The sequence below is a fragment of the Argonema antarcticum A004/B2 genome (assembly GCF_023333585.1).
Lineage (GTDB): Bacteria > Cyanobacteriota > Cyanobacteriia > Cyanobacteriales > Aerosakkonemataceae > Argonema > Argonema antarcticum.
In genome coordinates this window covers 35,203-58,997 of the sequence record NZ_JAIQZN010000040.1, presented here as the reverse complement: position 1 = coordinate 58,997, position 23,795 = coordinate 35,203, and the positions used below count along the sequence as shown (strand labels likewise).

Sequence of the window (23,795 nt, the reverse complement as noted above, 5' to 3'; positions counted from 1 at the left end):
ATACTACCCACTACCTTATTTGACAACTTCAGTTTGAGAGGTCTTACTATTTCTCTCAATATTAGGCGTTAACTCTGCTGGCAAGGATTCAACCGCTCCCCATTGTGACAAAAAAGTTTTCAGCATATCTTCTTGCTGAGTGCGGAATTCGTCCGTATTTTTTCCTCCATTCATAATGGCAAACCAAACAGAACCTTGCTTCTGCGTAGGCAATGCTCCTGCTAAAGAACTAACGTTATCCAGCGTTCCCGATTTCACAACTAATAGTGAAGGTAAATTGCGTTTATCCAATGTTCCTTCATCTTGTCCTATAATAGCAAAAACATCTCCGATGGTCATATTATAAGGTTGCAGATATCGTTCAATTGCCATAAACATCGCACAGGCAGCGCGTGGAGAAATGCGATTTTCCACACTCAATCCAGAGCCATTTATAAGTTGAATTTCTTCTGGCGGAACCCCAGATGCTTCAGCCGCTTTTCGTGCAACTACTTTTGCTCCTCCCACAGAATTAGCTAGCATCTCGGCCATGTGGTTATTGCTGAACCGATTCATTCTTTTGATAAGTTCAGCAAGTGGATAAGAATAATGGCGAACAAGAGGTTGTATGTTGCTGGGAGTTGAAGAAGTGACTTTTAGCGAACCCGAAATTTCAACTTGGGGTCGAGGAGTGCCTGGAGGTAAACTAAGATATTGCTTTTCAGCTTCCTTAGACCATTTTTTACTATTTAACCCAAGTTTGAGTAAATTACCAGCGGTCTGCGGGTTAGTCTTAAAATTCATATAAAACTTACCGGCAATTATTAAGTCTCCACTCACGCGCTTGATGCCAATTTTGTTTAAAGTATTACCCAAGGCAATAGCTTCTTCCCAAACAAAAAGAGGGTCTTCACCTCCCTGAACTACCAAGTCGCCTTGTAAAACTCCATCCTTAATTGGCCCGGTTGCTGCAATCAAAGTTACAAATTGACGATCGGGCCCGAAAGTTTGCAGCGCTACCAAGCTTGTAGCCACTTTTGTGATCGAAGCAGCTGGTAGGGGAATAGTGCCGCGATAATTTGCTAAAAGGGAATTACCAGATTGAATCCATACACCTTGTTGGGTTTCCTTGGCAAATCCGTTGGCGACTAACATTTTTATGTATTGCGCGATCGCAGCGTTAATAACTGGATCTGGATTCTCTGGAGGTACAATTGAAAATGTATACTTATTTACCGGCGCTTCCACTTTTGTCAAGTTTTCGGTTGTATTAGCCGATGAGTTTATCGCCTCATTCTCAGACGATGGCGATGTAGCTTGTGGTGATTCAGAGGTCGAACATCCACTAATAAGTGCTAACCCGGCTATAGATAGCGCAGCAGTTAAACGAAGGTTTTTTAGCAGCGTCATTCGATTTTAGATTTTGGATGAGAGGATAATGGAATTGAGTTGGGGGATAAATCCGGGTTTGGCTCACAAACAAGGATGGTATGCTTGATTTCTTATCCACGGATTAATCTGGCAAGCTTTCCAGAGTCAGCCTGCGGGTTGTTAAACTTCTGATACCAAATATATTGTATTTTGTCAACATATTAAAAAATTATGTCAAAGTTTAAGTTATATTAAAAAATATGACAGATTTGTAGTTTTGTATATTATACTTAAGAAAAAGATAAAAAGTAAGTAGTCAGCCCAGTTGAACTAGATTGCTGAATAAGTAGCCCAAACCCGATCGCGGGAATTTTCAGGTGAAAAGGCAGTCCCAGTTCTGGAACTGTAAACGGCAATATATCGCTGTAGATCGGATTCGAGATTGAGATTAAGAGGCAAATATAAGGCGTGAGTCAGCATCCACTCGCTAAAGATAGACGCTACGACCCGGACGCGATCGCTCAGTACTACGGCAAACGTCCCTGGCTAGCCATCTGGCGTACCCTCACAGTGATTTGGTTTTTTGCTGGGTTCGTATTGGGGTTAAAATCGGACCAATGGCTGAATCGAGTTGAATACAACAAGTTTAAACGAGCTGCCCAGCTACGGGAAATACTTACCCATCTAGGCCCTACATTTATTAAAGTCGGTCAAGCGCTCTCGACGCGACCTGATTTAATTAAGAAAGACTTCTTAGACGAATTGATCAAATTACAAGATCAACTGCCGCCATTTGATAGCGCTAGAGCCTTCAACATCATTGAGACAGAGCTAGATAGATCTGTAGAAGAAATATATAGTGAAATCTCTAAAGAGCCAGTTGCAGCCGCTAGCCTGGGACAAGTATATCAGGCGAAACTCCACAGCGGCGAAGAAGTAGCCGTCAAGGTTCAGCGGCCCAACTTACTGCCAATACTAACCCTAGACTTATACTTAATGCGGTGGGCAGCTGGCTGGCTGGCACCTTGGCTACCGCTGAATTTAGGACACGACTTGAAGCTGATCGTCGATGAATTCGGGATCAAGTTATTTGAAGAAATTGATTATCTCAACGAGGGACGGAATGCGGAAAAATTTGCCGCCAACTTCCGCGATGACCCGGAAGTCAAAGTACCAGCAATTTACTGGCGCTACAGCAGCTACCACGTCCTCACTTTAGAGTGGATTCACGGTATTAAGCTAACGGACACCGAACAAATCGAAAAAGCGGGATTATACACCGATAGCCTGATCCGCATTGGCGTAACATCAGGACTGCGCCAGTTGCTGGAACATGGGTTTTTCCATGCCGACCCCCATCCCGGCAATTTGTTCGGTTTACCACCCCAGTGTCCGCTGGACGCTGAAAGGCAACCCAGTAAGTGGGTGCAGGGTGGTCAGATGGCTTATATTGATTTTGGCATGATGGATCAGTTAGACCAGACCACGAAAGAAAATCTGGTCGATGCGGTTGTCCATCTGATCAATAAAGATTACGACGATTTAGCCGCAGATTTTGTCAAACTAGGCTTTCTGACTCCAGAAACTGATATAAGACCGATCGTACCTGCTCTAGAAGCGGTGCTGGGGGATCTCATAGGGGAAAGCGTGCGGGATTTTAACTTCAAGACGATTACAGACAAGTTCTCGGAGTTGATGTTTGACTATCCTTTCCGCGTCCCGGCTAAGTTTGCGCTGATTATTCGTTCTCTGGTGACGCAGGAAGGCTTGGCGCTAAGCATGAATCCCAATTTTAAGATTGTGGAAGTGGCTTATCCCTACGTGGCGCGGCGGCTATTAACTGGTGAAACGCCCCAACTGCGGCGGCGTCTGATCGAGGTGCTGTTCAAAGATGGGAAATTCCAGTGGAATCGACTGGAGAACTTGATTGCGATCGCGCGTACAGACAACAGCTTCGACATCATGCCAACTGCCCAGCTCGGTCTGCAATATCTGTTTTCCGATGAAGGCAAGTTTCTGCGTCGTCAGTTGGTACTGGCGCTCACCGAGGACGATCGCCTCCATACCGAAGAAGTGCAACGTCTCTGGAACTTGATTAAGGACGATTTGAACCCAGGGCAACTATTTAACGCTGCTTGGGGAGCTTTGGCCGAATTATCGACCGAGGGAGCCGCAGCTATTTTGCCCTCAGTGGGAGCTCTAGCAGCTTTCTCTGGTAAGAAGTAAAGGTAATTTTAGATTTTAGATTTTAGATTTTATTTAAATTTGAAATCTAAAATCTTCTTTTTTTCCCACTCCTCTTCCTGGTAAGATGAACCATCAGGCTGTCAATTGCAAAGGAGTTATTCGTGTTCGTATTTCCAGAGCCCCCCTATTTCTTCCTGCTGGCAGGTCTGCTGGCTGGGATAACATCAGGTTTGGCTTTTGAAGCTAGCCTTAAACAACTGGTACAGGAATGGTCTATCAGTCGCTCGACCCGAACAATAGCATATTTGCAAGGGGTACAGCTACAGCTTCCTTTCTTGGGAATTTGTATAGGGATTTGTATTTTTTTAGCGTCTGGTCTAGAAGTGTTTGGTTTTCCTACTTCCCTTTCTTACGGCGTAGCTATAATTCTCACACTTTTGACCGGGCTACTTATTTGGTCGCAACTCAGCAAACTTTTAGTTCAGTTAGAACGGGGAGGCTCGCGATCCATAGATTTAGATTCATGGGGCTAGACTTGAAAAATTTCCGCCAAAAAGCAACTGTAAAAAGAGAGGGAAGTTTATTTTAAAAGTATTGGAAACAACCAAGATCCTACTGGAAAATTAGACATTTCCCTACCTTTGTGTAGGGTATGACTTTTTTTGTATAGCAACCGCTCTCGTCGTTCAGGACAACTTCAACTCTTACTTCTTGTCCTTCCATCCCTTACTCCGTAACTCTCTTCCCTAGCAAGAAAGCCCCTAGCTATAGTTGAAGTCAATTTAGCAAAAGGATAGTCAACTGACAAATTCTCGAAAACCATCACAATATCAAGTAATCTGGCTTCAACCAAAAACCCCCACTATCAGATTTCCTCACTTAGCAGCTCTCAGACCCCGCCAGTGGACAAAAAATCTGATTGTTTTTGCTGCACCTTTATTTGCTTTCAGCATAAATGTTGAATCATTGTTGGGTAGCTTGCTGGCTTTTGTGCTGTTTTGCTGTACTTCCAGCTGTTTCTACTTACTCAATGACATCGCAGATGTAGAAGCCGATCGCAAACATCCCATCAAGTGCCAGCGTTCTATAGCAGCGGGATTGGTGAGCGTTCCCGTGGCGATCGGCATGGCAGTAGCTTTATTAAGTCTAGCCTTGATGATCGGTTGGCTGCGATCGCCTTGGTTGGGAGCAACCATCCTTAGCTACACTTTCTTGCAAATAGCCTATAACTTGCAGCTGAAGCGTGCGGTGATTTTGGACATTATTGCGATCGCCACTGGATTCGTCCTGCGAGCCTATGCCGGTGCAGCAGCAACACAGATTCATCTGTCTCCCTGGTTTTTGCTTTGTACTGCTATGCTGGCTCTATTTTTAGGTGTCGAAAAGCGCAAAGCCGAACTGCGACTATCAGAAATTAAAAGTGGTAAAACCCGTGCTGTTATTAAACGCTACTCTTTAGCGCTACTAACTCGCATGGAAAGCGTTGTTACAAATGGCACCATATTAACCTATGCCATTTGGAGTTCTGGCCCGCAAGTTGGAGGCGCTTCCACACCCTGGATGCTGCTAACATTACCATTTGTATTGTATGGCATCTTTCGCTATCAGCTTCTGGGCGACCCCCAAGAAATTGCACGCAAAAGCAAAATACGCAGCGAATTAGGAGGAAAAAGCGAGCGACCTGAAGAAGTTTTATTAACTGATTTGCCAATTTTACTGACGGTTTTGTATTGGATTATCACAACTTTTGTGATTCTCTTGCTCAAACATGATGGTGTTATCAAATAAGTTTGAGATCGGAGCGGTGTAAAAGTGAGAAAATACAACCTTCCCAAAGAAGCCTATAGGCTTGCTTCCATAGAAATTGAATTGCTGAAAATGGCTGGAATTCTGGGAGTAATCCTGGATTTAGATAATACCATCGTTTCAGAAGACGATCGCTACCTATCCCCCGGTGCTGAAGCTTGGATCGAGGAAGCAAAATCAGCCGCTCTTAAATTTTACATTCTTTCTAATGGCAAACGTCGGTATCGGGTAAAGTATTGGTCGCACCGTCTCGATATTCCAGCTATCAATCCCGCGAAAAAACCATTTCCTTGTGCATTTCGCAAAGCCATAAAACATCTACGGCTTAAACCAAAACAAGTTGTTGTGATTGGTGACAGCCGCCATACAGATATGCTGGGAGCATGGTTTGTAGGTTCTCCTTTTATCCAAGTTGCCACTCTTCCTCATCCTTTTCGTTGGTGGGAAAAGCTACTCGGTAAACGAGTACAAACTCCTTATCCTACCGATGGCGAACTTTGGGATTTTCATAATTCAGTTTATCAATAATATCGCCGGAGTTTACAATGCAAACTAAATTATTATTTAGCCTTTTGATATTGCTCTCGGTTGGATTGAATACTAGCGGTCAAATACTCCTGAAACAAGGTTCAGGTCAAAATCCACTAAACCTTTATCTGCTGGGTGGTCTTTCAGCATACGCCTTAAGTACAGTTTTCTATATTTTGGTTTTGGGTAAATTAAATTTATCAGTAATCTACCCAGTAGTAATCGGATTAACAACCATTGGTACTACAATAGCAGGAGTATTAATTTTTAGCGAAAAAGTTTCGACTGTAGGATGGATGGGCGTTGGATTGGTAATCGCAGGTATTTCAGCGATCGCTTTTGGGAAAATTTCTTAAAATATCATTTAGATATCAACAAAGGGGCTCTTTGGGATTAGAGAACCAAAACAGCAAAATTTGACAATTTTTAGGTAGAATTTGGAAGAAAAGACAGAAGCGAGTGACATCTGCGGCAATTTAGATCGACGCTTTAGCTCAGTTTCGGTCTAACATCCCAGCTAAAAGCGATCGGATCGATAGGTAAAGCAAAGTTGTCCTAACTAGAAAAGCCAAATTAATTGGAGAGCGATAGGAAAATGCCAAAAAAGTTGATTATATCTACCTTAGTAGCAGTAGCTTTGGCAATATCTGGATTGCTCGCTGCGGCCTCTCCATTCACGCTTCGGAGCGCACAGTTCTCTGAAGGGAAAAACCTCCCGCTATCGATGGTTTATCGGGGATATGGTTGCACCGGCAACAACATATCCCCAGAGCTGAATTGGAGCGGCGAACCAGCAGGAACAAAAAGTTACGCCATCACCTTCTTCGATCCTGATGCCTCCACAGGTGTTGGTTGGTGGCACTGGACGATTTTCAATATTCCCGGCAACGTTCACAAACTAGCAGCGAATGTTGGCAAACCGGGCACCAACCTAGCACCGAGTGGCAGCAAACAAGGTTACACCGATTACGGTAACAGCGAATATGGGGGTCCTTGTCCTCCCCCAGGTGATAGTCACGGCTACGTTTTTACGATATATGCCCTTAATGTCAATAGCTTGCCAATCGGTTCCGAGGCAACTGGTGCAATGCTAAACGTTTCGATGAAAGAACACATCTTGGCAAAGGCTACACTCAAAGGTCGATATGGGCAATAGTTTATATAGCAGCCGCTCTCATCGGTTAGCACAACTCCAACTCTTACTTCCGATCTTTCCATCCCTTACTCCTTGTTCCCTTTTCCCTCTTTTAACTCAAAACTCTGTACGGGCGGGTTTGACAGATGAATCTGGGGTCGAAACAGAACTAAGCTGCTACGCATTTAATTTGTATGTTTAGCGGGAGTGGGAGAGTGGGGGAGTGGGGGAGTGGGAGAGGAATTGAAGGTTTGATTGCCGGATTAGAAATATCCGAATTAGATGCGTGTTAGCTTATTCTCAACGAAACCCGCCCCTACAACTCAAAACTTCCCCTAGTCCCTAGCTATACCAAATGTAAACTGAGTAAAGAACCACAAAGTAGAGGCAAATATGTCCAATACAGACCAAGTGATTGCAACAGGAGATATTCAGAGCAATAAGGTGCCTATCCTTCACTGTTTAATCTCAAAGGAAACTGACTATGCTATTTAGAAAAAAATCTCCCCAAATCAATCCTTCGCGAAGAACGCTTCTAAAAGCTAGCGCTGCCGGTGTAGGTGGATTTTTGCTGAGTCTTTTTCTGCCCAAAGTAAATCACAAAGCCGAGGCGAATATGGTTAATAAAGAGATGGAATCTTTTGATAGCTCCTACACTATGGAGCGTGTCAAGTTTAATAGCAATGGCGTAGAACTGGTTGGCAATCTCTACTTACCCACTGGACTTACCAAACCAGGTCCTGCTGTGACGATTCTCGGTCCGGTGGCGTTTGTGAAAGAACAATCGCCTGTTCAGTATGCTACCCGAATGGCAAAAGCGGGTTTTGTAACTTTGGCATTTGACCCGTGTTTTCACGGTGAAAGCGGTGGCGAACCACGTCGTTATGAAAGTCCGCAAGCAAAAGTTTCTGACTTTAAATCCGCAGTTAGTTATTTGCTGGGCCGCAAAGAAGTCGATCGGGATCAAATTTACGCACTTGGTATATGTCAAGGTGTCAATTGGACAATTGAGGCAACAACTGAAGATCCTCGAATTAAGGCATTAGCGATTGTGGCGGGGCATTATCTAACGAAAGAAACTATCGATGAATACAACGGCGGTGAGGAGAAAACTCTTGCTCGTATTGAACGAGGAAAGCAAGCCAAGGCTAAATTTGAAAAAACAGGCGAAGTTGATTATATACCTATTGTAAGCTTGACAGATCCTAACGCTTTGCTGTTGTCCAAACCGATATATGAGTGGTATATTCGTTGGGCCGATCGCGGCCCAGCTTGGAATTTTCACGGGCTATGGGAAAACCGGGTTACCGCTATGAGTGAAGCAGAATTATGGACTTATCGTGTAGATGAAACCGTAAGAAAGCTTACCAAGCCGACGTTAATGGTACACGCTGACAGGGCGGCGAGCGGGCCTATTATTCCTAAAAAATTGTTTGAATTAATTGCAGCCAAAGACAAACGTATGGTTTGGTTGGGTGACAATATTCAGTTTCAATTTTATGAAGAACCGGAAACGATCGATAAAGCTGTAGGCAACGTTGCTTTATGGTTCAATAGCCATAAATAGGAAAAACGCCCTAAAATAAATTGCTCGCTCCGCCGCCGAGCGAGCTTTTTTGATAGTTTTGTGGTGTCGCGAACTTCGCTAAGACAATCAAAATAAACTTTTAGCCTTATTTATCATCCCCTGCCAAAAACTTTTTGTCTGAACTGTCTTCTCTTGAGTTGGTTTGGGTTCATTGAGATAACGATAGTGTTCCCAAATATCCCAATAAAGGCAACCTGGCTCAATTCTAATACCTGCCCAGTGAAGATATTGTAATGGTTGGTTAACATGAGGATCGATTAGCTGCTTACCCTGATATTTGAAATGTCGGCTACCTGCCCAATTACCAGGGCCTTTACCCTCTCGCCGCACAATGTTAAACCGGCGCGGTACGCGCTTCAAGATCGTGTAATTAATGATTGGTTGATCGGAAGTTTTCTGGGAGAAATCAAAGTATTCAGGATGAGAGGCGCATTCGGCGAAACTTTCATATAGATCGTTTTCTGAAATCAAGTTTTTTTTAGAAGCCCAAAACCCACCATTGAAAATATCTTTTAGCTCGTCTTGATTAAAAATGTTTTCTTCTACTACTTGGGAAGTAAAGACATTGTTTATCCCGCCTGCGTGTTGATAATCACAGCAGAGAAAATCGTAATCAGCAAAATAGTTTAGATTATCAATTATTTTTTCAAAAACAACAATATCTGTATCTATATACAAAAACTCGTCAAAAGGGCCAAACCAGCAGGCTTGTTTGCGAAATTGATTTGGTCTGGCAAAAAACTTTTCTCCAAAAATTTGTTGTAGCCGATTAGATAAGCGTTCGATAAACTCTAAATCTTCGTAAAGTTGTACGCCATAGGAATTCGCGAGAATTTTAGCAACTTCTTGATAATTGTCGTCATAAGGAATCATGATGACTGGTGTACTGGTATCGTAGACTCGGATGCTATTGAGAAGTGCGATCGCCTGTTCGCTCACCTTATCATTAGCAATAATGTATATGCCGCGAGACATAATTATATCCTCAAAAAATTAATCTAAATCTCTAAATCAAAGTAAATCATGAATTGCTGATGTATTTGCTACCTACTACAATAATTTTTCCCATAATTTTAATCTTTAATTATTTCTTTAATCCAAGTTTGCGTAAAACTCGTGTTGCTAGGTTGGGGTCTGGCTCGAATGGTTTAGCTTTGGTTGTAAATTTGGGTCGTTTTTCCGGTTCGTGGAGATAGCGATAGTGCAAGAAAATATCGCGGTATGGACACTCAATATTTTCGCCCGCACAAAGTCTGTTAAAGAGGTTACTGGATATACCGATGTAATGAAGATAAGTTAGTCGATTGCCGCGATCGTACAAAACGTTGTCCTGTAACTCGAAGTGGGTTGAAGTCACAGAGCAACCAGTTGTTTGACTCTTAGGTAATTGCAGCGCTAAATTACAAACGGGAATATTAGAGCGCATAATCATATAGTTCAATGCCGACTGGTTAGGCGCTGGCATATACAAAATTTCTGCTTCACCCCGTTCTAAACTGGATACAATGTAATCCAATTTTTCCAAAGTAAATAATCCACGTTTCCCTGCATAAAAGCCCGCACAAAAAATCTCTGCTTCAATGCGATTTTGGGTAAATACTTCTAATAACTTAGGATTTTTGACATTGTAGATGTGCGTAGGGTCTTTGTACTGAAAATCATAAACAACAAAATCATGTTCATTCAAACTCTTAAAAACTAATTCTAGTGTATTCAATACCAAAACATCTGCATCAAAATAAGCAAATTTTTCAAATGGTGCTTCTGAATCGAACGCATAGTAGCGTCGGTTCATTCCTATACGATAGACACCTTCAATGCCCTTTTCTTGCCAAATCTTGAAAGCGCTGGGATGAGTTTTCCATAGCCGATATGAAAAATCTTCCCAAGGTTTAAACAAGGCCGGGTCTTCCAGGAGAGTGACGTTTTCTCTTTTGGCAATTTCTGGACGGACAAGATCGAGTCTGTCATCGTAGGCAATCACGCAAACCGGGATCTCCTTGCCGACATTAACTTCTATGCTGTTCAGTAAGGCGACGAGTTGGTTGTAGACAAAATCGTTAGCAACCGTATAGATACCGTCTGTCATGCAAGAATCCTCCGATTGATGCCTAAATTGTATATCACTTTTTGGGTGATAACCAGCAGCGCTGTATTAATTTTTGCTGCTTAGCTATGGTGAAGTTTACGCCAGTCGTTCAACTAAATCAGATAACCATTTCACCAGATTTAATTTGTGAAGAATAATCTGACGCGCTTCGGCGATCGCATCCCGACGCTCGTGCCAAGCATCAGGCGTTGCAATTACCTCCTTAATATAAGCTATTCCTTTTTCATCTTGACTGGGCAATCTCAGAAAGCTTCCTGGCGGCAATAGTTTATCAGCTGCAGGGCCACCAGAGTAAATGGGCAAACACCATGCTAACAAAGCATCCCAGAGTTTTTCGCTTACATACCAATCATTTCCAGCATAGTTCTCAATGGCCAGATTGTAGTAATAGCCAGCCATACAATTCCATTTATTGCCTAAAGAGCCGTAGCCACTGGCCCATTCTGGTAAGTCGCGCCCATACAGATCGAAGTTTAGATCGCTTTCCCGTAAAAGCTTTAAAAAAGTCAAGCGCTGACGATGCTCATCTGTGCGAGAAATACCGGAGGTAATCCAACAGCACGATCGCTGCTTTTCTGGTGGCCCCATTTCATTTAATTCCCGGAAAGAATTGGAATGATACCAAATGGCAGGCATATAGTCGGGAATGGGGGCGAAGTCATCTGGGCCCGAAACATAACCGCAGTATGCGCTAGCTTCCTGGTATTCGGCAATTCTTTTCGCTTGCTTTTCTTCAAAGGGGGGTTCTCGCACTAGAGAAATGATTCGTTCTTTGGGAATTTGGTGGAAGAAAGCCTGTATTTCTTGCTGGCGGCCTTCTTGCCGCTTTTGAGACTGGCGAAATCCTTCCCAAAACCCTGGCTTTTGAGGTGTTAAACTGGAAAATTCATTAAAATTGTACAGCAGCAACAGATCGGGATTTGAAGCATGAGCCTGCATTTGAATGTTACCCCATACACCAAATGGGTGGGGCGTTTGTTGCCACAGCCAATCAGTTGGTATACTACTTGGGTAGCTGGTCAGCATCCCCACAATTTTTTTTTCCATAACTTAAATCACTTGCTAGCTTAGTATTATCCCGATTTTCCAGTACAAAGTATTCAGCAAAAATAAGACGCATTAAAACAGGTTTAGTAAAATATATTTAACTCATCAAATTACCGCTGACAGTTATTTCGTCGGCAGTTTAGTACTATTTTCAAACAATTCAATTGTGTTGAGAAGGCTGATTGCTGAGGCATAGGATTCCTCAAGTAACTCATCTTTTTCTTCAGGAGTATCTATGAAGTCATCAGCAAGTAATCGCAGGGAACCTATCATAGTGTTGAGACGGGTACGAACTTCGTAGGAAAGACGATTGCGAATTTCTTCATTGCGGTTAAATACAGCTTCGGGACGTTCGGCAAATTGCATAGAGTACAGTCTTGCATAGTAGGCATCTTTGTCTAAAAGTTCTTCATGGGTTCCAGTTTCTACAACGCGCCCTTGATCTAGTACAGCAATTTGATGGGCATTTTGCACGGTTGAGAGGCGGTGAGCAATTACCAAGGTGGTCCGATCGCGACTCAAATCGTCGATCGCCTGTTGTACCAGTCGTTCGGAAACCGTATCCAACGCACTGGTTGCTTCATCCAGAATTAAAATGTCTGGATCTTGCAGTAGGGCGCGAGCGATCGCCAGACGCTGCCGCTGTCCTCCCGATAATAGCACACCGCGATCGCCGATCGTAGTATCAAATCCCTTCGGCAATTTCTCAATAAATTCATAAGCATTTGCTCGTTTCGCCGCCCCAATAACTTCCTCATCCGTTGCATCAGGTCGTCCGTAGGCGATATTATTGCGAACCGAGTCGTTAAACAGGAAAGTATCCTGACTGACAATACCCATTGCACTTCTGAGACTTTTGAGATCGAAGTCCCGCAAATCCGTATCGTCGATGGTGATACAGCCCCCGATCGGGTCGTAAAATCGGGGTAAAATATCCGCTAAAGTTGATTTACCAGCACCCGATCCACCCACCAAAGCCAAAGTTGTACCGCGTGGTAGATACAAGTTAATATCCTTTAGCACTATTTTATCATGATTGGGATATTTAAAAGTTATATTATTGAAATGAATACCTTTGCTTATTTCCTTGTAAGGCAAAGAACCGTTTTTCATGAAAGGTTTATTGTCCCGCCGCAAAAAGTCCTGCACTATATCCACGCTTGCAACAGTATTGGCAAGTTGACTTCTAGCATTGTTTAACTGAGTAATGAACGGCAGCAATCGGAAAAGCACCAATAAGTAAGTCAGTAGCACGGTGGAAATCGACTGTATTTCATTGCCGAAAACCAGGCGACCTAAAATGACGATTCCCATCAAAGTAATTATACCCGTTACTTCGCTAACCGGGCTAATTGCAGCCGAGTGTACCTGAGATTGGTAATCAGCTTGTTCGCGCTCCCGAATTAATTTTCGGAGCAATTTATATTCTCTATCTTCATTTGCCGTTGCCTTCACCAAGCGAATTCCATTTAGCACTTCTAGCACCCGGATTGAATAGGCTTTTGACATATCTGAAAGCAATTTACCAAAATACTTAGAACGGGAAATTGATTGTTGATTAACTAACGCTACCAAGCCAAGTAAAAGCGTTGAAACTATGGTAAGTTGCCAGGAAATTGCTAACAACAATCCCACGAATACTAAAATAGTAATGGAAATACTCACTATCCGAAGAGTCGTCCCAACCATACCGATAGTCCGACCGATTTCTCCACCCAGCCGGTTAATCAAATCCCCAACTTTCATCTGTCCAAAAAACTCATAATCTACTTCTAGCAATAATTTAAGCCCATCTTCCCGCAAATCAGAAGTAAGCGCCCGCATCAAGGAACTAGATACTAAGCTACCAACATAACTGGCAACGTTCTTCAATATAATTGCCAGCAAAATGGTTCCCGCCATCACAATAGCCCGATAGTCTTCTGGGATACCATCAAAGGGAGACATAAGGCGTCCAATTAGGGGCGGCGCACCTTTTAAATCTACTTTTTGACCTAAAAAATTTAACAATATCGGCACTATCAGAGTAGTACTCACGCCGTTAAATAACGCGCCTGAAAAACCCAGAAGGATAGTCATTAACATCCAAACTGGATAGCGGCGAACAAATTTTATTAACAGATTTTCGGAAGACATTTAACTATACCTGCTGTTAGTAACTGAGTATCAACCTGATTGGCGCTCGATTAAAATTAATTAGTTTTGATTATAAATCTGCTAGGATTTCTGATAGTATAGCTGACATCGAATCTACGCTGTAATATTTTACACATCTTTCTCTGCCTTTGCGACCTCGATCGTTTGCAGACTCTAAATCTTGAAATATTTCTTTAATTTTAGCAGCAATTTGCTCTGGATTTCCAGGCTCCACTAAATAGCCCGTACCATTCAAAATTTCTGGAATATCTCCCACTTTTGTAGATAAAATCGGTTTAGCCATTGCCATCCCATCAGTTAGTTTGAGAGGAAATTGCGCCCTAGCTGTGAGGTCGTCTCGCTGTGGAACAACCACAACATGGGCAGCAGCTACCACTTCAGGCATCGCTTCTACAGGACATCTCGGTAGTTTAATAATCCAACGTCCCCATCTTTGGCTTAGTTTATCATCATAATCATCATAAGGGCTTCCACCCACAATTACCAATTTTAAGTCTGATTGATTCAGGATATCTAACGCCATTAAGACATCTTCAACGCCCTTGTGAGGTCGTGGGGCTCCCGGAAACATTAAAATTCGATATTCAGATAGGCCATAGCGTGACCTGCTTACTTCGGAATCGTATTTATCCGGGTCAAACATTTTCGTATCTTTGCCATTAGGCAGATAAACTCCGCCGAAGCGTTTTTTGAGAAAATTGGTGTCTATAGTAATTGCATCTGCATTCTGTACCAAGTTTTCCATCCACTTTACATATAGAGGATGATCGGGATATTTCAGCGCCCCATCTTTTTTGACAATATCTCGATAAAGTTGTTTGGGTGTAGGACGGTACTTCCAATTATCTCCTCCATGCCAGCTGAGTTCCCAGTCATCCATATCTAAAAGTAAAGGACGACGATTGAATAGTTTTTTAACTAAAGATATTCCAAAACTTGTTGGCTTCGGTTTTACGGCATAAATAATATCTCCATCGATTTTGTTTAAAACTTCCATCCCTCTTTTAAATAATCCCGGATATTTCTCTCCCTTAACTGAAAAAATAGGCATTCCCGACGGAGGAATCGCATACAGTTCTTCTCCAAATTGGAATCCTACGATTTCTACTTCATAATTCAGTTTTTTGATTACCTGTCCCAGCAAAAAAGCCCGTACAGCGCCCCCGCCGGATAAATCGCTAACAATTAGTGAAACTTTCAATTTTTATTTACCTCCTTATTTGGCCAAATTTAATTTAATTTTTACTTCTATCTGATTTTTTACCTGTCAACTTAGAGAACATAGATAATACTTTTTGCGATCGCGGCCCTCGGTATTTTTCATAAAGTATAAAACTGGGGGTAATTTGCCTAAGAGAATAGATAACTTTGAGTAGGGCTGGGTTATTAACTTTTACTTTTTTATCTAAAAAATACACTGGGGAATCGATGATTTTAATTAATCTTTCAAAATTAGCTTTATCTTTTTCTCTGATGGTTTCTTGCACCAAAAAATCTATGCCGATTTCGCAAAGGGGAAGTAAATCCTTCTGCTTGCTGTAAACTGTCTCGTATAAAAGTATATAATATCCTTTCATATAAGACCACTTATTTGTTCTATTGGTTTGATGTTTTGTATAGAATGCTCCCACAATGGGTGTATAAACAAAATTAACTCCGGCCTGGAGAAGACCTAATGGAAAATCTCTATCTTGGAGAGCTTTAAGGCTCTCATCAAACATTTTTTTACTAAAAATACTTCTGTTCATCAGCATACATTGCTGTAATACTGGAAATGGAGAATCTGCTAAAAAATCCGGTATAAGTAAACGCTGGATTAATTGATCTTTTGTTAAAGATCCTACTATATTTAACTGTCTGTCGGTAATATTTTGTTCCTTGTCTAAAAATACTCGTTCGTAATCGCAGTAAAAGACGGTATTTTTTCCGTCTAACCCATTTAAATTACTTAACTGAAAGCTGGTTTTATTTTGGTCAATCCAATCATCTGCATCTAAAAACTGAATCCACTCGCCTTGGGCTTGTCTAAAGCCAAAATTACGAGCCGAAGATACACCCCCATTTTCTTTGTGAAAATATTTGACTCGCGAATCGATGGTCATTAAATGCTCAGCTACTTCACGAGTGCGATCGCTAGATCCATCATCTACAATCAGGCATTCCAGGTCGGTAAATGTTTGGCTCAGTACGCTTTTGACTGATTTTTCCAGGTAGCGTTCCTGATTAAAACAAGTAACGATAATTGATACAAGGGGAGCCATTCTTAAAGTAATCCTCTGATATTAAAGAATTATCTCATCTTTCTCAACCATGACGCTTTTGATGCCACTTCCAGGCATGGGATAAGATGTCGTTGAGGTCTGAGTATTGGGGTTGCCAGCCTAAGATTTTTCGGGCTTTGTCGCTGCTGCCAACTAAAATAGGCGGGTCGCCGGGTCGCCGATCGCACTTTTGCACCTTAATTTCTCGCCCCGTCACCACTTTAGCCGTTTCGATCGCTTCACTCACCGAGAAACCGCTGCCGTTCCCCAAATTAAATACGGCGCTATCTCCCTCCTCCAACAGATGCTTCAACCCCAAAATGTGGGCAGATGCTAAGTCCGAGACGTGAATATAATCGCGAATACAAGTACCGTCTGGAGTCGGGTAATCCGTGCCAAAAATAGAAACTGACTCTCGTTTCCCCAAAGCAGTCAGCAACACCAGAGGAAGCAGGTGAGTTTCCGGCGCGTGATCTTCCCCTAGCAACCCAGTCGGATCGGCACCCGCCGCGTTGAAATAGCGGAAGCAAACAGACTTAAAATTATAGGCTAGATCGAAATCCGCCAGCATCCGCTCTACCATCAACTTGCTAGCACCATAGGGATTGATCGGATTTTGGGGATGATCTTCGGTAATGGGAATCTCCTTTGGCTCCCCATAGGTGGCACAAGTGGAAGAAAAGACAAATTTCCCGATTCCGGCGGCCAGCATAGCTTCCAGAAGCGTCAGGGTGCCGTGTACGTTATTGCGGTAGTATTTGGCTGGATCTGTGACAGACTCGCCGACATAAGCATAAGCTGCAAAGTGCATTACTGCAACGATATTCAGCCTAGAGAAGAGGCTGTCGAGCAAGGCCCGATCGCCTGTATCGCCGACTACTAGCTCTACCTGTAAAACCTTCTCCACCAGGTCTCTATGCCCGTAGACGAGGTTATCCAGAATTACCACTTCGTAACCGGCGCGTAAGAGTGCCAGTACTGCGTGGGAGCCAATATATCCAGCGCCCCCTGTGACTAAAATGGTTGGTTTAACTTGTGACACTTGTTTAATAATGCTCCTAGTCAACTAACTTCAGGCGACCTACTTCGATGTAGTCAAAGATGTGATTGATTTGACGGCGGTCTTCCTCAGTGAGTTGGTGGTCTGAGAGGATGGCAGAAGTGAGCAACATATATTGGTGGCGGCTAATCTGACCCGCCACCAGGATTTGATCGACTATCTGTTTAGCGACTACAGTTGATTTGCCCGTCACGCTCCCTTTCATTATCCTGGGTAAATATTTCCACTAAATTAGCATTTATGCAAAGTTATGGTGAAAAAATAATGAAGCCTTATGCCGATCGTGCTGGTTTTCCTCGCTTTTATAGCAAAGTGCTGAGTGCTGAGTACCGATTATAGCGTTGCCTTATATCCCGCCACTAAACGGAGTACCGTTATAGTGGGGGACGAGGGCGATCGAGTTAAATAAGAACTCTCTATCTTAGGTATTTTTTATGCAGGTTTACCGGCTGGCCGTACTTTCTGACAACTATATTTTTGTGCTGCACGATACACAGAAAAATATTGCCGCTGCGATCGATCCAGCAGAAGCTGAGCCCGTACTGCGGCAACTAGAGGCAACTGGCGCAGAGTTAGTTGCCCTGTTCAATACTCACCATCATCACGATCATGTGGGCGGCAATCGACGGCTGATGGAACGTTTTCCAAACCTCCGCATCTATGGGGGGGCTGAAGACTTTGGCAGAATCCCAGGCCAAAATGTGTTTTTGCGGGAGGGAGATCGCGTCTCGTTTGCCTCTAGCGTTGGTGAAGTTTTCTTCGTTCCAGGGCATACCCGCGCCCATATTGCCTACTATTTTCACCCAAATGCTCCTGATGAGCCAGGTGACTTATTCTGCGGCGATACCCTATTTGCTGGCGGCTGCGGCAGGCTATTTGAAGGCTCGCCGTCCCAAATGGTATCATCCCTCGGCAAACTGAGGTCTTTACCGGACAATACCAGAGTCTGGTGCGCTCACGAGTACACGCTGAAAAATCTTCAATTTGCCCTGACTGTAGATGGTAACAACCCCGATTTACAAGCTAGATACGCCCAGGTGAAGGAGTCTCGCCGTCGGGATGAGGCGACAATACCGTCAATTTTGGGGATAGAAAAGCGCACGAATCCCTTTTTGCGCTGGGATAACCCAGATTTACAAGCTGCGGTGAAGAGTCAGTCAGCCGTACAGACTTTTGCGCGGCTGCGGGGAATGAAAGACAACTTCTAGCCAGGATTGGCAGTTGCGATCGCACCCTATATTTCGCTAATATCATACATTCGGATCTATTTAAGCAAGACTCTACAGGAAAGCTCATGGCAAAACGCATTCAATTAGTTTTGACTCAGGATGTCAGCAAACTCGGAAAATCTGGCGATTTGGTAGAAGTAGCTCCGGGCTACGCACGCAATTACCTCCTTCCCAAGCAATTTGGCACTTTTGCCACCCCAGCAGTTCTCAAGCAAGTAGAAAAGCGTAGAGAAAAAGAGCGTCTGCGTCTTTTGGCACTGAAGGAAGAATCGATCGCCCTTAAAGCTGCTATAGAAGCTGTGGGTCGCTTTACGATCGCCAAGCAAGTAGGCGAAGGCGATGCTATCTTTGGGACAGTTACCGATCGGGAAATCGCAGAGGCAATTCAGCAAAGCATTGGCAAAGAAGTAGATCGCCGGGGTATTACCGTACCAGATATTCACCAGATTGGTACATATAAAGCTGAAATCAAATTACTCCAAGATGTAACGGCCATAGTAGATATTGAAGTAGTTTCGGGGTAAGGAAATTTTGGATTTTGGATTTTGGATTTTGGATTAACATTAGTTATTGCTTATTGCTCAGGATAAAATCTGAAATCTGAAATCTAAAATCTAAAATTATTTATGGTTGACTCACTCAATTTTCAACGTATTGGCGATCGCCTCCCTCCTCAAAATGTAGAGGTGGAAGAAGCTATTTTGGGAGGCATCCTGCTAGACCCAGAAGCGATCGGCAGAGTGCTAGACCAGCTAGTATCAGAAGCTTTTTCCCTAGAAGCTCATAAACTTATCTATCAGGCGGCTTTGTCCCTCCACGCTCAAAACAAGCCGACAGATTTAATGACCGTTGCTGTATGGCTTAGTGACAACAATCAACTGGAGAAAGTGGGGGGTGAAAATAAATTAGCCCAGCTAGTCGATCGTACCGTGTCAGCGGTAAACATCGACCAATATGCAACGCTGGTAACTGATAAATATCTGCGCCGCAAATTAATTCATGCCGGTCATAAAATAGTCGATCTCGGTTATGAAACAGCCACCGAATTGCCAATAGTTCTCGATCAAGCCGAACAAGAAGTTTTCGGCATCACCCAAGAACGACCCCAGCAAGGACTTGTTCCCATCTCGGAAACCCTTACCCAGACTTTGCTGGATCTGGAAAGCCGGAATGAAAATGCAATTCTGCCGGGACTCTCCTGCAATTTCTACGACATGGATGCGATGACAGGGGGTTTCCAGCGTTCCGATTTGATTATCGTCGCCGGTCGCCCATCAATGGGAAAAACGTCATTTGCTATTAATATTGGCCAAAATATCGCCTCTGTACATAAATTGCCAGTCGCTATTTTTAGCCTGGAAATGTCGAAAGAACAACTGGTACAGCGGATGCTTGCCAGTGAAGCCGGAATTGAAAGTAACCGCCTGCGATCGGGCCGCATCAGCCAAAATGAATGGGAACAGTTAAGTCGCGCACTTGGTATTCTATCAGCCCTGCCAATTTTTATTGACGATACCGCCAATCTTACTGTTACAGAAATGCGTAGTCAAGCCCGTCGTCTGCAAGCAGAACAGGGCGGATCTTTGGGATTAATTTTAATAGATTACTTGCAATTGATGGAAGGCGGTAGCGACAATCGCGTCCAAGAATTATCGAAAATTACGCGAAGTCTCAAAGGTTTAGCCCGCGAACTAAATACCCCCGTTATTGCCCTATCTCAGCTGAGTCGCGGAGTTGAAGCCCGTACAAATAAGCGACCGATGCTGTCAGATTTGAGAGAGTCCGGTTGTTTGGCAGGCGATAGCTTGGTGACATTGGCCGATAGTGGCGTACAAGTACCAATTCGGGAGTTGGTAGGCCGATCGGGTTTTGCTGTTTGGGCGGTGAATGAAGCTACCATGAAGATAGAAAGGGCTGTTGTCAGCAATGCTTTTTCCACAGGCATAAAGCCTGTATGGCAGCTAACAACTCGCCTTGGACGTACTATTCGAGCGACTGGCAATCACAAGTTTCTCACAATTCACGGTTGGATGCGATTGGATGCGATCGAGAGAGGCGATCGCATTGCTTTACCTCGATGCTTACCAACTTCTTCTTTACAATTTATCAGTGATGCCGAACTTGGGTTACTCGGTCACTTGATAGGGGATGGTTGCACTTTACCTCGACAGGCTATTCAGTACACAACCAGAGAAGAAGATTTAGCAAGTACTGTTCATTCCCTAGCTGTTGAAGTTTTTGGCGATCTGGTCAAGCCTCGCATAGTCAAAGAACGCGACTGGTATCAAGTTTATCTTTCTTCAAGTTATAGACTTACCCATAAAGTTAGGAATCCAGTCGTTAAATGGCTGGATAATTTAGAAATTTTTGGTCTTAGGTCTTATGAAAAATTTATTCCCATCCAACTTTTTGAGCAACCTCAAGCAGCTATAGGCGTTTTCCTACGTCATCTTTGGAGTACAGATGGTTGCATCAAATCGAGCAAAGGTAACTGCCATTATCCTGCGGTCTATTACGCTTCCAGTAGCGCGAGATTAGCACGAGATGTTCAGTCTCTTTTACTAAGGCTTGGTATTAATGGCAAATTATCTATAAGTCCACAACCAGGTAAAGGACGAGATCAATATCAAGTTTGGGCGACTGGTAAACCAGATTTAAAAAAGTTCATTGAACTGATTGGTGCAGTTGGAAGTTATAAAAAGCAATCTCTCGGAGAGATTGCAGACTATCTTGAAGCACGTCCTGCAAATACTAACAGAGACGTTATACCGAATGATATATGGAGAATTTATGCCGTCCCAGCAATGCAGCAGTCTGGTATAACTACTCGTCAAATGCAGGCTCAACTTGGCAATATGTATTGTGGAACAAGCCTATATAAGCAAAACTTGAGTCGCGAACGAGCAGCAAGACTAGCTCAAGTTGTCAATTCAGATCGAATTGGCCGTTTAGCTACTAGCGATGTTTACTGGGATGAAGTTATCGCAATCGAGCCGGATGGTGAAGCTGAAGTTTACGATTTAACAGTTCCGGAGCTTCACAATTTTATTGCTAACAATATAGTGACTCACAATAGTATTGAGCAAGACGCTGATTTAGTGATCATGCTTTACAGAGATTCCTACTACAACCCGGATTCTCCAGATAGAGATATTGCGGAAGCAATTATAGCCAAACATCGTAATGGCCCGACAGGAACGATTAAACTTTTGTTCAATCCCCAGATTACGCAGTTTAGAAATTTAGCTAAATAACATAGAAACCCGGTTTCTTAAAGAAACCGGGTTTCTGAGTACCTCACTCACCTGACAAGGGCTGTAATGAAGAGAGGCCAATTTTTTTGTTAACTAATCCTCAACAATTCCACATCAAAAATAAGTGTTGCATTGGGAGGAATGAGACCACCAGCACCTCTAGCGCCATAACCCAACTCTGGCGGAATAATTAACTTACGACGTCCGCCGACTCTCATATTGCTGATACCCTCATCCCAGCCTTTGATCACCCGTCCCTGTCCCAGGGGGAAAGAGAAAGGCTCATTGCGATCGCGCGAACTATCAAACTTCGTCCCATCCTCCAGAGTCCCAGTGTAATGTACGATCACTGTCTGACCAGTTTTGGGAGTTGCCCCTGTTCCCGGCACTAAATCAATGTATTTAAGTCCAGATGGAGTTGTGACAGTCTCTTCATTCCCTGGATTGACGTTTTCTGCACTTGACATTGTGTTATCTGCAACCAAAGTTTTGTTAATTGTTGAGCTTACGCTTATAGGCTGAGTTTGGATCAGTTCAGATGCGTTAGCTATGCTTTGAGGGCTGCTAATTTGAGCTATCACCAAAATCAACCCAAAAGCCAACATCATCCCTAAACTGATGAGAATTTCTTTCAAAACCAGTCCTCCCTATCTCTTTGCAGCTGAGATCTCAAATCCTATCAGCTTTTATCAACGCCAGAGCTTATTCTCCAAATCCCGCACCTGACGCTCCAGACGATCGATGCGACCCCGCAACTCATCTACCTCAGACTGGCGGGGAACACCCAGATCCTGCATCATATTGCGTATCTGCCGTTGCATCTGCGCTTCAAAATTTCCCTGGTCGCCCTTTAACTGCTGCATCAAATCATCGACCATTCCTTTGGCTTGATCTGGATCGATCTTGCCGTCCTTCACCCATTCGTCGCTCACTTCGCGAATTTTTTCCGCTACCAAAGATGTCGTGCCAACACCAATCAATAGTAACTGCTTCATCCAGTTGTTGCTGTCCATGCTGCCTTCCACTCACTTAGTCCAAAAGGGCGACTAAAAAACTTAGCCCGTAAATGTATGCTGGAATCTTAGCGTTCCGGCATCCAGTACCATTGTGTCAAATTTGCCGACGTGCCTACAGCTTCGGTCGAGGTTCTCCTGATGGTTATCGAATGGCTTAAATTTAAGGTTACTCCCGAACGGCGGGAAGAGTTTATTCAGAAGGATGCCGAAATCTGGACACCCGCGCTAACTAGCTGTGCTGGATTCTTGAGCAAAGAAGTTTGGATCGATCCTACCGAACTGACGGAAGTTATTTTCGTGATTCGCTGGGCTACTCGCGAACAGTGGCTAAAGGTTTCCCAAGACTTGTTAGACCGAACCGAACAGCAATTTGCCCAACAGATGGGAAACTCCTATCAGATGGTTGAGTCCGGCGAGTATCAAGTGCGGAAATTTCCCATAAATAGCTAATATATATTGCTAATTCGCCCTCTAGCAGCAATGCCAAATTGCCCCCGCTGTCACCAACCCGTTAAAACGCAAGCAGTCACCTGTCCCCACTGCGGCTTGGTTTTGAAAGCTCACGGTCATCCCGGTATCCCTTTACACCGAGCGACTGGAGAAGAGTATTTATGCGACAGCTGCACCTACCATGCAGACGATACCTGTACCTATCCCCAGCGCCCCTTTGCCAGAGAATGTACGCTCTACCATAACAGCTCTCAACCAGAACCGGAGCTTAACCCGCGTCACGATCGCAGTAAATCTCTACGTTTGTGGTTTGAGAGAAACCTAACTTGGCTGATCTTGGTGGGTTTAATCCTGCTCAGTTTACTGATTAGCTTATCCCGGTAGGTTACTCTAGCTAATATATTTTGCTAATTCACGCGATCGCCGCAATGCCAAATTGCCCCCGCTGCCATCAACCTGTTAAAGCGCAGGCAGTCACCTGTCCCAACTGCCTCATGGTTCTAAAAGCTCACGGTCATCCCGGTATCCCTTTACATCGATCGACTGGAGAAGAGTATTTATGCGACAGCTGCACCTACCATGCAGACGATACCTGTACCTATCCCCAGCGCCCCTTT

General features: G+C 43.7%; 23 protein-coding genes and 1 pseudogene. 13 read left to right on the top strand and 11 right to left on the bottom strand.

Translation table 11 applies throughout. The features are described 5' to 3' along the window. Window positions 1–15: 15 nt before the first annotated feature. Window positions 16–1,389: a D-alanyl-D-alanine carboxypeptidase gene (locus LAY57_RS17960; RefSeq protein WP_338022433.1), complete on the bottom strand. Its 1,374-nt coding sequence runs from the start codon at window positions 1,387–1,389 to the stop codon at window positions 16–18. Between the two features lie 429 nt (window positions 1,390–1,818). Between LAY57_RS17960 and LAY57_RS17955 the strand changes: the two genes are divergently transcribed. From LAY57_RS17955 to LAY57_RS17925, 7 genes are all read left to right on the top strand, one after another. Further along, window positions 1,819–3,576, top strand: a complete 1,758-nt coding sequence (locus LAY57_RS17955; protein ID WP_249068172.1) for an ABC1 kinase family protein — start codon at window positions 1,819–1,821, stop codon at window positions 3,574–3,576. A 122-nt stretch (window positions 3,577–3,698) separates the two neighbouring features. Then, window positions 3,699–4,070: a hypothetical protein gene (locus tag LAY57_RS17950; RefSeq protein ID WP_249068171.1), complete on the top strand. Its 372-nt coding sequence runs from the start codon at window positions 3,699–3,701 to the stop codon at window positions 4,068–4,070. Between the two features lie 304 nt (window positions 4,071–4,374). Next, on the top strand, window positions 4,375–5,325 hold the full coding sequence (locus LAY57_RS17945) for a decaprenyl-phosphate phosphoribosyltransferase (protein WP_249068178.1): 951 nt from the start codon (window positions 4,375–4,377) through the stop codon (window positions 5,323–5,325). Between the two features lie 24 nt (window positions 5,326–5,349). Next, the gene (locus LAY57_RS17940) at window positions 5,350–5,871 is read left to right on the top strand and encodes a YqeG family HAD IIIA-type phosphatase (protein ID WP_249068170.1); all 522 of its coding nucleotides are present in this window, start codon (window positions 5,350–5,352) and stop codon (window positions 5,869–5,871) included. A 17-nt stretch (window positions 5,872–5,888) separates the two neighbouring features. Continuing rightward, complete coding sequence (locus LAY57_RS17935) at window positions 5,889–6,227, top strand: DMT family transporter (protein ID WP_249068169.1); 339 nt, start codon at window positions 5,889–5,891, stop codon at window positions 6,225–6,227. Window positions 6,228–6,466: 239 nt separating this feature from the next. After that, window positions 6,467–7,027, top strand: a complete 561-nt coding sequence (locus LAY57_RS17930) for a YbhB/YbcL family Raf kinase inhibitor-like protein (protein ID WP_249068168.1) — start codon at window positions 6,467–6,469, stop codon at window positions 7,025–7,027. 463 nt (window positions 7,028–7,490) lie between these two features. Next, window positions 7,491–8,573, top strand: coding sequence for an alpha/beta hydrolase (locus LAY57_RS17925; RefSeq protein ID WP_249068167.1), 1,083 nt, complete (start codon window positions 7,491–7,493; stop codon window positions 8,571–8,573). Window positions 8,574–8,660: 87 nt separating this feature from the next. Here LAY57_RS17925 and LAY57_RS17920 read toward each other — a convergent pair whose 3' ends face one another. The 8 genes from LAY57_RS17920 to LAY57_RS17885 all read right to left on the bottom strand — a co-directional run bounded on the left by LAY57_RS17920 (window position 8,661) and on the right by LAY57_RS17885 (window position 17,422). Next, window positions 8,661–9,569, bottom strand: a complete 909-nt coding sequence (locus LAY57_RS17920; protein WP_249068166.1) for an Npun_R2821/Npun_R2822 family protein — start codon at window positions 9,567–9,569, stop codon at window positions 8,661–8,663. Between the two features lie 109 nt (window positions 9,570–9,678). Continuing rightward, the gene (locus LAY57_RS17915) at window positions 9,679–10,683 is read right to left on the bottom strand and encodes an Npun_R2821/Npun_R2822 family protein (protein WP_249068165.1); all 1,005 of its coding nucleotides are present in this window, start codon (window positions 10,681–10,683) and stop codon (window positions 9,679–9,681) included. A 96-nt stretch (window positions 10,684–10,779) separates the two neighbouring features. Then, a complete protein-coding gene (locus LAY57_RS17910) occupies window positions 10,780–11,751 on the bottom strand; it encodes a glycosyltransferase family 10 domain-containing protein (protein ID WP_249068164.1) in 972 nt (323 codons plus the stop codon). Window positions 11,752–11,874: 123 nt separating this feature from the next. Then, window positions 11,875–13,887, bottom strand: coding sequence for an ABC transporter ATP-binding protein (locus tag LAY57_RS17905; RefSeq protein ID WP_249068163.1), 2,013 nt, complete (start codon window positions 13,885–13,887; stop codon window positions 11,875–11,877). A 70-nt stretch (window positions 13,888–13,957) separates the two neighbouring features. Then, entirely contained in the window at window positions 13,958–15,109 is a 1,152-nt protein-coding gene (locus LAY57_RS17900; protein ID WP_249068162.1) for a glycosyltransferase family 4 protein, read from the bottom strand. Between the two features lie 34 nt (window positions 15,110–15,143). Further along, entirely contained in the window at window positions 15,144–16,169 is a 1,026-nt protein-coding gene (locus LAY57_RS17895; protein ID WP_249068161.1) for a glycosyltransferase family 2 protein, read from the bottom strand. Window positions 16,170–16,212: 43 nt separating this feature from the next. Beyond that, a complete protein-coding gene (galE, locus tag LAY57_RS17890; protein WP_249068160.1) occupies window positions 16,213–17,211 on the bottom strand; it encodes a UDP-glucose 4-epimerase GalE in 999 nt (332 codons plus the stop codon). 16 nt (window positions 17,212–17,227) lie between these two features. Continuing rightward, a complete protein-coding gene (locus LAY57_RS17885; protein WP_249068159.1) occupies window positions 17,228–17,422 on the bottom strand; it encodes a hypothetical protein in 195 nt (64 codons plus the stop codon). Between the two features lie 241 nt (window positions 17,423–17,663). Between LAY57_RS17885 and gloB the strand changes: the two genes are divergently transcribed. From gloB to LAY57_RS17870, 3 genes are all read left to right on the top strand, one after another. Next, window positions 17,664–18,437: a hydroxyacylglutathione hydrolase gene (gene gloB, locus LAY57_RS17880; protein WP_249068158.1), complete on the top strand. Its 774-nt coding sequence runs from the start codon at window positions 17,664–17,666 to the stop codon at window positions 18,435–18,437. Window positions 18,438–18,523: 86 nt separating this feature from the next. Then, on the top strand, window positions 18,524–18,982 hold the full coding sequence (gene rplI, locus LAY57_RS17875; RefSeq protein WP_249068157.1) for a 50S ribosomal protein L9: 459 nt from the start codon (window positions 18,524–18,526) through the stop codon (window positions 18,980–18,982). 102 nt (window positions 18,983–19,084) lie between these two features. Next, a complete protein-coding gene (locus LAY57_RS17870) occupies window positions 19,085–21,712 on the top strand; it encodes a replicative DNA helicase (RefSeq protein WP_249068156.1) in 2,628 nt (875 codons plus the stop codon). An 89-nt stretch (window positions 21,713–21,801) separates the two neighbouring features. On the opposite strand, the gene LAY57_RS17865 is transcribed toward LAY57_RS17870, so the two are convergent. Together LAY57_RS17865 and LAY57_RS17860 are read right to left on the bottom strand one after the other, a co-directional pair. Beyond that, window positions 21,802–22,347 (bottom strand): FKBP-type peptidyl-prolyl cis-trans isomerase, encoded by a 546-nt coding sequence (locus tag LAY57_RS17865; protein ID WP_249068155.1) that lies wholly within the window; start codon window positions 22,345–22,347, stop codon window positions 21,802–21,804. A gap of 54 nt (window positions 22,348–22,401) precedes the next feature. Further along, entirely contained in the window at window positions 22,402–22,725 is a 324-nt protein-coding gene (locus tag LAY57_RS17860; RefSeq protein ID WP_249068154.1) for a phasin family protein, read from the bottom strand. 141 nt (window positions 22,726–22,866) lie between these two features. On the opposite strand from LAY57_RS17860, the gene LAY57_RS17855 reads away from it, so the two are divergent. The 3 genes and pseudogenes from LAY57_RS17855 to LAY57_RS17845 all read left to right on the top strand — a co-directional run. After that, window positions 22,867–23,178 carry a TIGR03792 family protein gene (locus LAY57_RS17855; RefSeq protein WP_249068153.1) on the top strand — a complete coding sequence of 104 codons (312 nt, stop codon included), beginning with the start codon at window positions 22,867–22,869 and terminating at the stop codon, window positions 23,176–23,178. Window positions 23,179–23,208: 30 nt separating this feature from the next. Continuing rightward, window positions 23,209–23,562 (top strand): zinc ribbon domain-containing protein, encoded by a 354-nt coding sequence (locus LAY57_RS17850; RefSeq protein ID WP_249068177.1) that lies wholly within the window; start codon window positions 23,209–23,211, stop codon window positions 23,560–23,562. A gap of 44 nt (window positions 23,563–23,606) precedes the next feature. Beyond that, window positions 23,607–23,795, top strand: a pseudogene (locus LAY57_RS17845) (zinc ribbon domain-containing protein); the annotation flags it as partial.